The 13,567-nt window shown below is 62.1% G+C and carries 11 protein-coding genes; all 11 read right to left on the reverse strand.

All coding sequences use genetic code 11. The features are described from left to right. Positions 1-35 precede the first annotated feature (35 nt). The 11 genes from murB to rsmH all read right to left on the reverse strand — a co-directional run bounded on the left by murB (position 36) and on the right by rsmH (position 13,563). The gene (murB, locus tag AX760_RS11695; protein WP_071833067.1) at positions 36-1,010 is read right to left on the reverse strand and encodes a UDP-N-acetylmuramate dehydrogenase; all 975 of its coding nucleotides are present in this window, start codon (positions 1,008-1,010) and stop codon (positions 36-38) included. After that, a complete protein-coding gene (gene murC, locus AX760_RS11700) occupies positions 1,007-2,422 on the reverse strand; it encodes a UDP-N-acetylmuramate--L-alanine ligase (RefSeq protein ID WP_071833068.1) in 1,416 nt (471 codons plus the stop codon). Before murC ends, murB begins: the two co-directional genes overlap by 4 nt. After that, complete coding sequence (murG, locus tag AX760_RS11705) at positions 2,419-3,543, reverse strand: undecaprenyldiphospho-muramoylpentapeptide beta-N-acetylglucosaminyltransferase (protein WP_071833069.1); 1,125 nt, start codon at positions 3,541-3,543, stop codon at positions 2,419-2,421. Before murG ends, murC begins: the two co-directional genes overlap by 4 nt. Positions 3,544-3,546: 3 nt before the next feature. Beyond that, a complete protein-coding gene (gene ftsW / locus AX760_RS11710) occupies positions 3,547-4,701 on the reverse strand; it encodes a putative lipid II flippase FtsW (protein ID WP_071833070.1) in 1,155 nt (384 codons plus the stop codon). Between the two features lie 85 nt (positions 4,702-4,786). Next, the gene (gene murD / locus AX760_RS11715) at positions 4,787-6,181 is read right to left on the reverse strand and encodes a UDP-N-acetylmuramoyl-L-alanine--D-glutamate ligase (RefSeq protein WP_071833071.1); all 1,395 of its coding nucleotides are present in this window, start codon (positions 6,179-6,181) and stop codon (positions 4,787-4,789) included. A gap of 7 nt (positions 6,182-6,188) precedes the next feature. Then, entirely contained in the window at positions 6,189-7,289 is a 1,101-nt protein-coding gene (gene mraY, locus AX760_RS11720) for a phospho-N-acetylmuramoyl-pentapeptide-transferase (RefSeq protein ID WP_071833072.1), read from the reverse strand. Positions 7,290-7,413: 124 nt separating this feature from the next. Beyond that, the gene (locus AX760_RS11725; RefSeq protein ID WP_071833073.1) at positions 7,414-8,847 is read right to left on the reverse strand and encodes a UDP-N-acetylmuramoylalanyl-D-glutamyl-2,6-diaminopimelate--D-alanyl-D-alanine ligase; all 1,434 of its coding nucleotides are present in this window, start codon (positions 8,845-8,847) and stop codon (positions 7,414-7,416) included. Position 8,848: 1 nt separating this feature from the next. Next, entirely contained in the window at positions 8,849-10,309 is a 1,461-nt protein-coding gene (locus AX760_RS11730) for a UDP-N-acetylmuramoyl-L-alanyl-D-glutamate--2,6-diaminopimelate ligase (RefSeq protein WP_071833074.1), read from the reverse strand. 66 nt (positions 10,310-10,375) lie between these two features. After that, on the reverse strand, positions 10,376-12,151 hold the full coding sequence (locus AX760_RS11735) for a peptidoglycan D,D-transpeptidase FtsI family protein (RefSeq protein ID WP_071833075.1): 1,776 nt from the start codon (positions 12,149-12,151) through the stop codon (positions 10,376-10,378). Further along, a complete protein-coding gene (gene ftsL, locus AX760_RS11740; protein ID WP_071833076.1) occupies positions 12,151-12,534 on the reverse strand; it encodes a cell division protein FtsL in 384 nt (127 codons plus the stop codon). The genes AX760_RS11735 and ftsL overlap by 1 nt, the downstream gene beginning before the upstream one ends. 3 nt (positions 12,535-12,537) lie before the next feature. Next, positions 12,538-13,563: a 16S rRNA (cytosine(1402)-N(4))-methyltransferase RsmH gene (rsmH, locus tag AX760_RS11745; RefSeq protein ID WP_071833077.1), complete on the reverse strand. Its 1,026-nt coding sequence runs from the start codon at positions 13,561-13,563 to the stop codon at positions 12,538-12,540. Between the last annotated feature and the right edge of the window lie 4 nt (positions 13,564-13,567).

Below are 13,567 nucleotides of genomic sequence, written 5' to 3' on the forward strand. Positions count from 1 at the left end.
GACTTCGCGGCTTTTTTAATGCTCTTATAAAACGATCAGGCCGTCATCCGGCCAAGAAAGTCCTTGACCTCGTAGCCCGGCATGAAGGTGCCGATGCGCTTGATTTCCCATTCGAGCAGGACGCCGGAATTTTCCATCACACGCTGGCGCACGGTCTCACCGAGATATTCCAGCTCGTAACCGCTCGCCTGGCCTGTATTGATCATGAAGTTGCAATGCATCGGTGACATCTGCGCGCCGCCGATCATCATGCCGCGGCAACCGGCCTCGTCGATCAGCTTCCAGGCGGAGTGTCCCTCCGGGTTCTTGAAGGTCGATCCGCCGGTCTTTTCGCGGATCGGCTGCACGGTCTCGCGATGCTGGCGCACGGCATCCATGTCGGCGCGGATCTTCGCCTTGTCCTCGGGGAAGCCTTCGAAAATGCCATACGTGAAGATCAGGTCCTTCGGCGCGCCGGAGTGGCGATAGCCATAGCCCATGTCTGCATTGGAGAGGACGTGCGCATTGCCCTGCCGGTCGACGGCATGCACCTCGACGACACGATCCTTCGTTTCGCCACCATTGGCCCCGGCATTCATGCGCAGGGCGCCGCCGATTGCGCCGGGAATACCGTAGTAGAAATGGAAACCGCCAATGCCGTGATCGAGCGCCATGGCCGCGATGTTCTTGTCGGGGCAGATGGCGCCTGCCTTGATGCGGTTTTCGCCAACGAGTTCCAGATCGCCAAACCCCTTGGCGGAAAGCCGGATGACAACCCCTGGAATACCGCCATCGCGCACCAGGAGATTGGAGCCCACCCCGGCGACCATCACCGGAACACTTTCCGGCACCAGCTTGAGAAAGGCGCTCAGATCATCGGTGTCATGCGGCTGAAACATCAGTTCGGCAAGCCCGCCCGCACGAAACCAGGTGACGCGATCCATCGGCGCATCCGGTGTCAGGCGGCCGCGAATGTCTTTCACGCCCTCCCCGAGAGAAGCCAGAAGTTTATCGCCGTTTACCTGCTTCATGCTGAATGCCCCGAAATGCCCGCGAGTTCCCTTGGAAGTGCTGCAGCCCAGTGGGTGATGCTGCCAGCCCCCAAGAGAACCACGAAATCGCCAGGCTGCGCAATGGTCGAGATGACAGGGGCGAGAGCCTCCGGTCCTTCGACATAGCGGGCGTCGCGATGACCACCGGCCTTGATGCGCGACACGAGTTCCGCCGAGTTGATGCCTTCGATCGGCTCTTCACCGGCCGAATAGACCGGCGCCAGCAGGATGGTATCGGCCTCGTTGAAGCAGGCGGAAAAATCCTCGAACAGGCTCTCCAGGCGCGTGAAGCGGTGCGGTTGGTGCACGGCGATGACGCGGCCCTGGCAGGCTTCGCGCGCGGCCCGCAGCACGGCCTTGATCTCGACCGGATGATGACCGTAGTCGTCATAGATCCGGACATTGTTCCATTCGCCGGTAAAGGTGAATCGCCGCTTGACGCCGGCAAACGAGGCCAGGCCCTTGGCGATGTCTTCCGGTGAAATGCCGAGGCGCTGGGCAACGGCAATAGCCGCCGTGGCATTCGACACGTTGTGCCGGCCAGGCATCGGCAGGCGCAGGTCCTTCATCGTGATCACCTTCCCGGTCCGGCGGCGGCGGATCTCGACGTCGAAGATCGACGTGGCGCCGTCCATGCGGATGTTGGAAAAGCGGACGTCGGCCTGCGGGTTTTCGCCATAGGTGATGACCTTGCGGTCCTCGATCTTCGATACCATCGTCTGCACCTCGGGATGATCAAGGCACATGACGCCAAAGCCGTAGAACGGCACGTTCTCGACGAACTGGCGGAAGGCGGCGCGCACGGCATCGAATGTACCGTAGTGATCGAGATGTTCCGGATCGATGTTGGTAACGACGGCGATATCGGCTGGAAGCTTCAGGAAGGTGCCGTCGGATTCGTCGGCCTCCACCACCATCCATTCGCCCTCGCCCATGCGCGCATTGGTGCCATAGGCATTGATGATACCGCCATTGATGACGGTCGGATCGAGATTGCCGGCATCCAGCAGTGCGGCAACCATCGAAGTCGTCGTCGTCTTGCCATGCGTACCGCCAATGGCGATGGCATTGCGGAAGCGCATGAGTTCGGCCAGCATTTCGGCGCGACGCACGACGGGGAGAAGTTTTTCGCGCGCGGCGATCAGTTCCGGATTGGTCTTCTTGATCGCGGTGGACACGACCACGACTTCGGCCTCGCCAAGATTGCCGGCCTGATGACCGACAAAAACCGGAATGCCCTTTTCCCGCAGGCGCTGAACATTGGCGCTGTCGGACTGGTCCGATCCCTGCACCTTGTGGCCGAGATTGTGCAGCACCTCGGCAATGCCGCTCATGCCGATGCCGCCTATACCGATAAAGTGGACGAGGCCGATCGTCTGCGGCATTTTCATGAGCGTTTTTCCTTGAAGTCAGCAATTGTCGCGCCGCTGGCAATAGCGTCAACTATGGCAGCAAGCAAGCGCGCCGCATCGGGCTTGCCCGTCTGGCGTGCCTTTTCCGCCATATCCGAGAGCTTGCCGGGATTGCCCATGGCATGGGTGAGGATGGTCGCCAGTTTCTCGGCCGACAACTCCGCCTGAACGATGACCTTGGCGCCGCCGTTTGCAGCCAGCGCTGCGGCATTGGCTGCCTGATCGTGGTCCAGCGCGTAAGGGTAAGGCACGAGAACCGAAGGCCGACCAATGACGGCAAGCTCCGAGACTGTCGACGCGCCCGAGCGGCAGATGACCAGATGCGCCTGCGCAATGCGCTCGGCCATGTCGTTGAAGAACGGTGCGATCTCCGCCTCCAGTTCAAGCCGGCTGGCGCAGCCGCGAACCATTTCCATGTCCTCGGGGCGCGCCTGCTGGGTGAGTTTCAGCCGCTTGCGCAAGCCCTCGTCCAGAAGGCTGATGGCGGTTGGTACGGTTTTGGAAAAATACTGCGCGCCCTGGCTGCCACCGAACACGACAAGCCGAAAGGCCTCGCCCTCGGTCGAGGGCTGATACGGGACCTTGGCGGCTTCAAGCACAGCAGGGCGGACCGGATTGCCTGTTGTCACGGTCTTTGCCGCATAGGGGCCATCGCTCTCTGGCAGAAAGCCACCGGCAATTGCCCTGACACGCCCGGCAAGCGCCTTGTTGGCGCGGCCCATAACGGCATTCTGCTCATGGATCATCGATGGCACGCCCATGCCGGTTGCCGCCAGAAGCGGTGGCACCGTCGGATAGCCGCCGAAACCGACGACGACCTGCGGCTTCAGCCGGGCAATCAGCCGACGGGCGGCGCGAACACCGGTCCACAGTGTCCAGAGCGACCTCGCCACCTTGATCGGGTTCTTCGATCCGATCGTGGCCGAAGGCACGACATGGATCTCGTCGGCCGGGAACTTGCCGGCGTAGCGTTCGGCGCGGCTGTCGGTGACGAGATGCACCGAGTAACCCTGCGCCTTCAATTCATAACCCAGCGCCTCGGCCGGAAACAGATGGCCGCCGGTTCCCCCGGCGGCGAGCAGAATAATACCTTTGGTCATGTCTTACTCCGCGGGAACGCCCATGCCGGACCGGAACAGGCTGCGCTCGACGGCGCGCTTTTCCGGACGATGGCGGGTCAGCGCCAGGATAAAGCCGGCCGTAACGCAGATCGCCACCATGGACGAACCGCCATAGGAGATCAGCGGCAGGGTCATGCCCTTGGCCGGCAGAAGCTGAAGATTGACGCCGACATTGATCATCGACTGGATGCCGATCTGCAGCACCAGACCGGCCACGGCAAAACGGGTGAAATCATTGCGTTCGCGGAAAGCATGGTTGAGGCCACGCATGACGAGGAAGGCGAAGATCAAAACGATCAGCATGCAGAAGACGATGCCGAACTCCTCAGCCGCCACCGAAAAGATGAAGTCGGTATGGCTGTCCGGAATGATGCGCTTGACGATGCCCTCGCCCGGACCCTGACCGAACCAGTCGCCACGGACAATCGCCTGAAGGGCCGTATCCACCTGGAACGTATCGCCCTCCCCGGTCATGAACCGGTCGATGCGGCCGGCCACGTGCGGCAATACGGTATAGGCGACGACGAGGCCGCCGACGGCGGAACCGCCGAGCACGATGATCCACAGCCACGGCATGCCGGCCATGAAGAACATGCCGCCCCAGACGGCAGTCGTCAGAATGGTCTGGCCAAGATCGGGTTGCGCCACGAGCAGTGCCCCGACAATGCCGAACAGCAGGATGGCAAACAGATTACCGGGGATTTCCGGCTGGCGGGCATGCTCGGAAAACAGCCAGGCGCAGACCACGACAAAGGCCGGCTTCATGAATTCCGACGGCTGCACGGAGAGACCGGCAAGCGAGATCCAGCGGCGCGAGCCCTTCACTTCCTGGCCGAAGAACAACGCAAGAACCATCAGGGCGAGCGACACCAGAAGCAGGATCATCGCCGCGCGCCGCACCTGCCGCGGGGTCAGGAAGGATATGCCGATCATCACCGCCAGCGACGGCAGAAGGAACGCCGCGTGCCGCTTGACGAAATGGAAGCTGTCGAGGTTGAGACGCTCGGCAACGGCCGGGCTTGCGGCGAAGGACAGCATGAAGCCGATACCCATCAGAAGAACGAAGGTCGCCAGGAAAAACCTGTCGATCGTCCAGAACCAGTCGGCCACGGGGCCACGCTCGGCACGGCTTACCATTTCTATCGTCCCTTCGTGTGGTGCGAAACGCCGCACCGGATTTGTAAAACGGAGCACCAAAGCCCCGCCTCGACCCGCGGGCCTGTCAGATCAGCATCGCCATGCCGTCGATCGCCGCGACATGCGCGACAAAGGCATCGCCCCTGACCTCGAAATTCTTGTACTGGTCGAAACTTGCGCAAGCCGGGGATAACAAAACGGCCGCCGGCCCGGCCCCTTCATCCGCGGCCGCGTCGACCGCCGCTCTCATCACGGCCTGTTCGAGCGTGCCGGATATTTCATGCGGCACCAGTTCACCGAGCGTCGCGGCAAAGGCCGGCGCGGCCTCGCCGATCAGATAGGCTCTGGCGATCTTCGGGAAGAAGGACGACAACGACGTAACCCCCCCCTCCTTGGCGACGCCACCGGCAATCCAGTAGATGCGCTCGTAGCTCGACAAGGCCGGTGCGGCGGCATCCGCATTGGTCGCCTTGCTGTCATTGACAAAGACCGTGCCCCCCATGCGCCCGACCGGCTGCATGCGGTGCTTGAGGCCGGGAAAGGATTGCAGACCGGCGCGGATGTCGTCCGGCGAGACGCCGACGGTCAGGCAGGCGGCAATGGCGGCGGCAGCGTTCTGTGCATTGTGGCTGCCGCGCAGGGTCTGGATGCCATCGAGATCGGCGAACAGATCGGCAATCCCGCCTTCGGAGCGCATGATCGCAGCGCCCTCGGCAAAGAAGCCCTCGCCCAGCTTGCGGTGGCGGGCAATGCGGATGACGGATTTTCCCGACAGCGCGACACGATCGGCGATCGCTTCGCAAAACGCATCATCGACGCCGACGATCGCGGTGTCGCTGCCCAATACAAGCTGCGCCTTGATGTCGGCATATTGCTGCATGCTGCCATGCCGGTCGAGATGATCCGGCGTCAGGTTGAGCAGGATGCCGGCGGAGGGATCGAGCGAGGGCGCCAGATCGATCTGGTAGGAGGAGCATTCGACGACATAGAAACGATCGGCAGCCGGCGGATCGAGCGTCAGGACGGCCGTGCCGATATTGCCGCCCAGCTGCGTATCGCGTCCGCAGGATTTCAGGGTATGGGCAATCAGCGCCGTGGTCGTCGATTTGCCATTCGTGCCGGTGATCGCAATCAGCGGGCAATCCGGCGCATGGGCGCGGCGTTCCCGCACGAACAGTTCAACGTCGCCGATCACATCGACGCCGGCTGCCTTGGCGAGATCCACCGTCCAGTGCGGTTTCGGATGCGTTAGAGGGACACCCGGAGACAGAACGAAGGCCGAGAAGTCTTTCCAATCAGCATGCCGGAGGTCGCCGGTGCCGATGCCTTCGGCCGCCGCTTTGGCGACGCTGTCGGGATTGTCATCCCAGGCCGTCACGCGTGCGCCGCCGGCCACCAGCGCGCGGGCCGTCGCCAGCCCCGAACCACCGAGACCGAAGAGGGCAACCGCCTTGCCGTCGAATGTTGTGACCGGGATCATTGTCGACTTACCGCAGCTTCAGCGTGGAAAGACCGACCATGGCCAGAATGACGGCAATGATCCAGAAGCGGATAACCACCTGGCTTTCCGTCCAGCCGAGTTTTTCGAAATGGTGGTGGATCGGCGCCATCAGGAACACACGCTTGCCGGTGCGCTTGAACCAGAAGACCTGGATGATGACCGACATGGTCTCCATGACGAACAGGCCGCCAATGATGACCATGACGATTTCGTGCTTGGTGGCAACGGCAATGGTGCCGATCAGGCCGCCCAGCGCCAGCGATCCCGTGTCGCCCATGAAGATGGCGGCGGGCGGCGCATTGAACCAGAGGAAACCAAGGCCCGCACCGATGACAGCCCCGAGGATGACGGCCAGTTCGCCGGTTCCGGGCACGAAATGGATCTGCAGGTAGTTTGCAAACACCGCATTGCCGGCGAGATAGGCGATGACGCCGAAGGAGGCGGCGGCGATCATCACCGGCACGATGGCAAGACCGTCAAGACCGTCCGTGAGGTTCACCGCATTGCCGGCGCCAACGATGACGAAACCGCCGAACAGGATGAAGAAATAGCCGAGATTGAGGGTGAAGTCCTTGAGGAAGGGAAAGGTCAGAGACGAACCGAAGGTCGAGCCGGTGACGCCGGTCGAAAGCGCGGTGCGCATCATGAAGAACACCGCGATGCCGGCGATCAGGAACTCGAAACCGAGCCGCGCCTTGCCGGAAAATCCCTTGTCCGACTGCTTGGTGACTTTCAGATAGTCATCATAGAAGCCGATAGCGCCAAAACCGAGCGTGACGAGCAGTGTCGAGACGACGTAGACGCTCGACAGATCGGCCCAGAGCAAGGCGCTGCCGACGATGCCGGCGAGAATCATCAGGCCGCCCATGGTCGGCGTTCCCGCCTTCTTGAAATGGGTCTGCGGCCCGTCTGCCCGGATCGGCTGGCCGCGTCCCTGGCGCACGCGCAACGACGAGATCATCCGCGGTCCGAAGAGAAACACGATCATCGCGGAGGTAAACAACGCCGCACCGGTCCGGAACGTGATGTAGCGGAACAGGTTGAAGAATTGAAAATGATCCGACAGTTCGACAAGCCAGAGCAGCATAAGGGACCTTTCCCCAAAGGTTTGTTGCGACGTCCCGGCAACAGAATCAACCGGGCCAAGGATAACCGCACGCATTCGAAAGTGTTAGGCCTGCAAAGCCCCCGTCAGAAGTTGCCCCGCGCGCCTAATTCGCCGGCTCCGTGTCGGAAAATGCCGGATATTTGTCAAGCAGATCGGCAACAATCTTGCCGCAGCCCGTGCCCTTGGACGACTTGATCATCACCACGTCGCCCGCAGACACCGCCTCGAGCGCAAAGGCCTGGAGGTGGGCAACGGTCTCGCGATACTCGACATTGCACCCCTCCGTCAGGGCATCGCGCAGGTGCGCCATGTCAGGACCGGCCAGCCAGACATCGGTGATTCCCGCCTCGGTCAGAGGGCCCGAAAGCTTGGCATGCACGTCGGCCGAGAATTCCCCCATTTCCAGCATGTCGCCGAGAATGGCGATCCTGCGGCCGCCCTCCTGCGGTGGCGTGTCGCGCAAAAGTGCGATCGCGGCACGCATCGAGGCCGGGTTGGCATTGTAGCTTTCGTCGATCAGCGTCAGATAGCCGGAACCGATGGCGAGACGATGGCGTTCGCCCCGGCCCTTTTCCGGCTGGAGCGTCGCAAGCGACGCAGCCACGCGCTCGAGATCGGCCCCCACCAGAAAGGCAGCGCCGAGAACAGCAAGCGCGTTTTCGGCGACGTGCCGTCCCGGTGCACCCATCGGAATTTCGAACGTCCGGTTGTCGATGGACGCCCAGAGCACGGCGCCGTCCGGGCCATTGGCGAATTCGACCATGCGAAAATCGGCCTTCGCACTGCTGCCGAAACTGTGGATATGCGAGGCGCCGGCATCGATTGCCGCCTTTTCCAGCTGCTTGAAACTGTCATTGTCGCGATTGAGGATCGCATGACCATTCTCGACCAGGCCATCGAAGATTTCGGCCTTGGCCGCGGCGATTTCCTTCAAATCCCTGAAATTGCCGAGATGGGCAGCCGCGACGCTGGTGACGATCGCCACATGCGGGCGCACCATCTTGACCAGCGGCCGGATCTCGTCCGGATGGTTCATGCCGATCTCGAAGACGCCGTATTCGGTGCTTTCCGGCATGCGGCAGAGTGTCAGCGGCACGCCCCAGTGATTGTTGAACGAGGCGACCGAGGCGTGCACGCTGCCAAGCGGTTCAAGCACGTGGCGCAGCATTTCCTTGGTCGTCGTCTTGCCGACGGATCCCGTGACCGCAATGATCTTGGCGGCGCTGCGATCGCGCGCGGCGCAACCGAGCCGGACCATGGCTTCCAGCACGTCATCGACGACGATCATCGGCGCGATCAGCCGGCCGAGTGCCGGCAGTTTGGCTTCGCTGACGACGAGAAGGCCAGCGCCATTGGCGATCGCCAGGCCGGCATAGTCATGGCCATCGACGCGGTCACCCTTGATGGCGAAGAAGGCGTCGCCCTTGCCCAGAGATCGGCTGTCGATCGCAATGCCGGTTATACCTTGTGGCATGTGTCCGACGGGACGACCGTTCAGGGCCGCGATAAGATCAGCGCTTGTCCAGAGCCAGCTCAAATCAGGCACCTCCCAATGCGTTTCTGAGTTCGATATGATCGGAGAACGGCAAAGTTACGGAGCCGACCGTCTGGCCTTCCTCGTGTCCTTTGCCGGCAACGATCAGCGTATCGCCGGATTGCAGCATCGCGACGGCTTCGTGGATGGCCGCGGCGCGGTCGCCGATTTCGGTTGCGCCGGGGGCCGCCGCCATGATTTCGGCGCGAATGGTGGCTGGAATTTCCGAGCGTGGATTGTCATCGGTGACGATCACCACGTCGGCAAGCCGCGTGGCGATCTCGCCCATGATCGGTCGCTTGCCCTTGTCGCGGTCGCCGCCACAGCCGAAGACGACCACGACGCGACCGGTGGTGAACGGCCGCACGGACGACAGGACGTTTTCCAGCGCGTCCGGCTTGTGGGCATAATCGACATAGGCGAGCGCGCCGTTTTTCGCATGGCCGACCAGTTCCAGCCGACCGGATGCCCCTTGCAATTTCTCCAGCGCCGCCATCGCGGCTGCGGCCGGAACGCCGGTCGACATGGCAAGACCTGCGGCCACCAGTGCATTGGAAATCTGGAAATCGCCGGCCAGTGGAATATGGACCTCGAAAATCTCGCTGCCGACATGCACTTCGGCGATCTGCTTGTGGCGGAAATGCTCGACGCGCTTCAGCGAAAGGTAATCGCCCTTGCGACCGACGGTGCGCACGTCGTGCCCCCCCTTGTGGGCAGCCGCGATCGCCTGCTGCGACCAGGCATCATCGGCAAAGATCACGGCCGGAGAGCCCTTTGGCAGGACGCCGTCGAACAGCCGCATCTTCGCGGCCATGTAATCCTCGATGGTCGGGTGATAATCCATGTGGTCGCGGCCGAGATTGGTAAAACCGGCAGCCGAAAGGCGAACGCCATCCAGGCGGTTCTGGTCGAGACCGTGACTGGAGGCTTCCATGGCGGCATGGGTAACGCCGGCATCGGCAAGATCGGCCAAAAGCCTGTGCAGGGAGACAGGATCGGGTGTCGTCAGGGACCCGTAATCATTGCGGCCCGGCGCGATCACCCCGGTGGTACCGATCATGGCGGCCGGAAAACCGCTCTGCGCCCAGATCTGCCGGGTGAAGGCGGCAACCGATGTCTTCCCGGCCGTCCCGGTGACCGCCACCATCATCTCCGGCTGCCGTCCGAAGATGCGGGCAGCGGCAAGGGCCAGCACGCGCCGTGGGCTCTTGGCGGACAGGATGGGAGCCGACGATAAGCTTGAAATTCCTGATGCGGCAACGATCGCCGCCGCGCCACGGGCCGCAGCATCGTCGATGAAACCCGCACCGTCGGCCTTGCTGCCGGCCAGAGCCACGAACAGCGAACCTGAAACCACCTGCCGGCTGTCGGCTGTTATGGCATCAATCTCGATGGCGCCCGTTTCCAGGGTCAGCTGCGCTGCAATTTCCGGGAAATCATTCCCGATCAGGTCTGTGAGCTTCATGGACGGCACTTTTCAAATCTGTCTCGACACGCCGGACGGCGAATCGTCCGGATTGTCATTGTATGCTCAATAAGACACAAGCAAGGCGGCGCCGTTCGGTCCGAATTTCGGCTTTATGCCCAGAAGCGGTGCTGTACGGGCAATGATCTTTTGCACCATCGGTGCTGCCGTGAAGCCGGAAATGCGCCCGCCGCTCTCGCCCGTCAGGGGCGCATCGATGATCGTGAGCACGATGTAGCGCGGATCATCCATCGGGAAGCCGGCAATGAACGAGTTGAAGTTCAGATCATTGGCATAGCGACCATTGATGACCTTGTCGGCCGTGCCGGTCTTGCCACCAACATGGAACCCAGCGACCTGCGCATTTCGGCCGGACCCGGCAATGCCGTTCCAGTTGAACAGATAGCGCATGTCGGCGCTGGTGCTCTCCTTCATCACCTGGTGCCGGAAGGGCGCTGCCTGCTCCTCGGTTCGCGGCAGGAAGGTCGGATCGAGCAGGTAACCGCCGTTCATCAGCGCCGCACCGGCAACCGCCGTCTGCAACGGTGTGGTCGAGACGCCGTGACCGAACGAGATGGTCACGGAATTGATCTTCTTCCAGGTGCGCGGCTGCGACGGCGTCGCGACCTCCGGCAATTCGGTCTGAATTTTGCTGAGCAGCCCGAGACGCGTCAGGAACTCCTTGTGCCCGTCGATACCGACGAGATCGGCAATCTTGGCCGTGCCGATGTTCGACGAATACTGGAAGATCTCCGGTACCGTCAGGACACGGTGCTTGCCGTGGAAGTCCTTGATCGTAAAGCCGCCCATCCGGATCGGATTGCGCGCGTCGAAACTGTCCTTCAGCGTCATCTTGCCGGAATCGAGGCCCATGGCGAGCGTGAAGCTCTTGAACGTCGAGCCCATCTCGAATGTGCCGTTGCTCATCCGGCTGAACCAGCCTTCCTCATAGACCTTGTCGACGGACCCATCGGGAAGCGTGCGCGACGGCTGGTTGGGATCATAATCCGGTGCCGAGGCCATGGCGAGAACTTCGCCCGTATAGGCATCCAGAATGACAGCGCCGGCGGCCTCAGCCTTGTAGTCCCTCATCGCGTTGACGACGACATCATGGACGATGTTCTGGACGCGCAGGTCGATCGACAGGCGCACGGGCTCGAGCTTTGCATCGCTGGTCATGCCGATGGCGGCAAGATCAGCCAGGCCCTGGCTGTCGATATAGCGCTCCATGCCGGCAATGCCGCGATTGTCGATATTGACGTGGCCGAGGATGTGCGAGGCGGTCGAGCCGCCGGGGTAGAAGCGACGCTTTTCCGGCCGAAAGCCGATGCCGGGAATGCCGAGCGCCAGGATCTGGCTCTGCTGCTTCGGCGTCAGCTGGCGACGCAGCCACTGGAAGCGCGATTTCGAGCGCAACTTGTTGTAGATATCGACCTGATTGAGATTGGGCAGGACGGTCGACAATTGCTCCACCGCCTCGTCGGCATCGACGATCTTGTGCGGCTCTGCATAGAGCGAAACGGTGCGAATGTCCGTGGCCAGGATTTCGCCGTTGCGGTCGAGAATATCCGGGCGCGACGCCATCAGATTGTCGGCGCGTCCGATGCTCGAAACAGCTTCCGGCTGCTCCAGACCGTACTGGATCAGGCGGCCACCGATGATGCAGTAGGCCACCGTGAAACCGGCAATGATGATGCCGACGCGGCTTTTGGCCTGGTTGCTGCTTTTCTTGCGGGTTCCCTCGAAGGACACGCCCCTGACATTGTCACCGGGATGATTGTTGCCGCCTGCGGAAAAATGCGCGCGGCTCTTGATGACCATGATGCGAGAGAGAAAGGACATCAGCGCGCCACCGAACCCGTTGCCATGCCATCCGTATCCGGAGCGGCCTTCTTTTTCTTGTCACCGCCTGCAACCTCGTCTGGCACGGGAACATCGGCCTTCAGCATCGGCAGTTCTTCCGGCTGCGAAAGCTGGGTGGACAAAGTCGGCACCAGCTGCAGATCCTTGCCATAGACGTCGACGAGGCGCTCCAGACGGTTCGGCTGCGTCAGCAGCGCCCAGTCCGCGCGCAGCAGATCGATCGTGTCTTCCTCGAGACGAATCTCCGCGTCGAGCTTGCGCACTTCCTCGAGCTTGTTTTCGGCCCGGTGCTTGATCGTGTAGGTCACCGTCGCGGCCGCGGTCATCACGACGATCAGAACGATGTCAAAACTACGCAACATGTCTCAGGCCCCCATCTTTCCAAGGCTTGCAAGGTTCGGCAAATCAAAGATCGACAGATCATCTGCCTCCGGCGGTACCGCAGTGCGGGCACCGACGCGCATCTTGGCGGACCGGGCACGGGGATTGCGGTCCGCCTCTTCTTCACTTGAAGTCACCATGGCCTTACCAACTGGTGCGAAGGTTGCGGCGCGTTCATGCGCGAGGGGCATGTGGCGCGAGCCCGATGCCTTGCCGGAGCGATCCTGGAAGAATTTCTTGACGATCCGGTCTTCGAGCGAGTGAAACGTGACGACGGTGAGGCGCCCGCCCGGCTTCAGCGACCGCTCGGCGGCAAACAAGGCCTTGGCGAGTTCGCCCAGTTCGTCATTGACGAAGATCCGCAGCGCCTGGAAAACCCGCGTCGCTGGATGGATCTTGTCCTTCATCTTGCGCGGTGTGACGACCTCGATCAGGCCGGCCAGGTCGCGCGTTGTGACGAAAGGCTCTTCCAGGCGCCGCTTCTCGATGGCACGGGCAATACGGCCCGACTGCGGCTCCTCGCCCAGAAAACCGAAAATCCGCGTCAGATCAGAGACTTTGGCGCGATTGACGACATCGGCGGCCGAAACACCGGTCGACGACATGCGCATGTCGAGCGGCCCCTTGCGCTGGAAGGAGAAGCCACGGTCGGCCTCGTCGATCTGCATGGACGAAACGCCGATATCGAGAACGATGCCATCGAGACCGCCCTCGGGCGCATGCGCCGCAAGACCTGAAAACTGCGAATGAACCAGCGTCAGATGACCGCCACGCGCATCGACCATCGCCTGGCCGGCAGCAATAGCAGCCGGATCGCGATCGAGCGCGATGACGTCGGCACCGGCATCGAGCAGGGCCGCGGTGTAACCGCCCGCGCCAAACGTGCCGTCGAGGATGATCTTGCCCGGGCCAGGATCGAGACTGGCCAGAACCTCCTGAAGAAGAACCGGAATGTGACGGATCGGCCCGCCATCGGCATCAGAAAATCCTCCGCCTTGATCCGTCACCATTCCG

Source organism: Pararhizobium antarcticum (assembly GCF_001885585.1).
Classification (GTDB): domain Bacteria; phylum Pseudomonadota; class Alphaproteobacteria; order Rhizobiales; family Rhizobiaceae; genus Pararhizobium; species Pararhizobium antarcticum.

Bases quoted from the DNA above. Each gene is read 5' to 3' on its own strand.
- murB (WP_071833067.1), bottom strand. From the start codon at position 1,010: ATGAAGCAGGTAAACGGCGATAAACTTCTGGCTTCTCTCGGGGAGGGC.
- murC (WP_071833068.1), bottom strand. From the start codon at position 2,422: ATGAAAATGCCGCAGACGATCGGCCTCGTCCACTTTATCGGTATAGGC.
- murG (WP_071833069.1), bottom strand. From the start codon at position 3,543: ATGACCAAAGGTATTATTCTGCTCGCCGCCGGGGGAACCGGCGGCCAT.
- ftsW (WP_071833070.1), bottom strand. From the start codon at position 4,701: ATGGTAAGCCGTGCCGAGCGTGGCCCCGTGGCCGACTGGTTCTGGACG.
- murD (WP_071833071.1), bottom strand. From the start codon at position 6,181: ATGATCCCGGTCACAACATTCGACGGCAAGGCGGTTGCCCTCTTCGGT.
- mraY (WP_071833072.1), bottom strand. From the start codon at position 7,289: ATGCTGCTCTGGCTTGTCGAACTGTCGGATCATTTTCAATTCTTCAAC.
- AX760_RS11730 (WP_071833074.1), bottom strand. From the start codon at position 10,309: ATGAAGCTCACAGACCTGATCGGGAATGATTTCCCGGAAATTGCAGCG.
- AX760_RS11735 (WP_071833075.1), bottom strand. From the start codon at position 12,151: ATGTCCTTTCTCTCTCGCATCATGGTCATCAAGAGCCGCGCGCATTTT.
- ftsL (WP_071833076.1), bottom strand. From the start codon at position 12,534: ATGTTGCGTAGTTTTGACATCGTTCTGATCGTCGTGATGACCGCGGCC.
- rsmH (WP_071833077.1), bottom strand. From the start codon at position 13,563: ATGGTGACGGATCAAGGCGGAGGATTTTCTGATGCCGATGGCGGGCCG.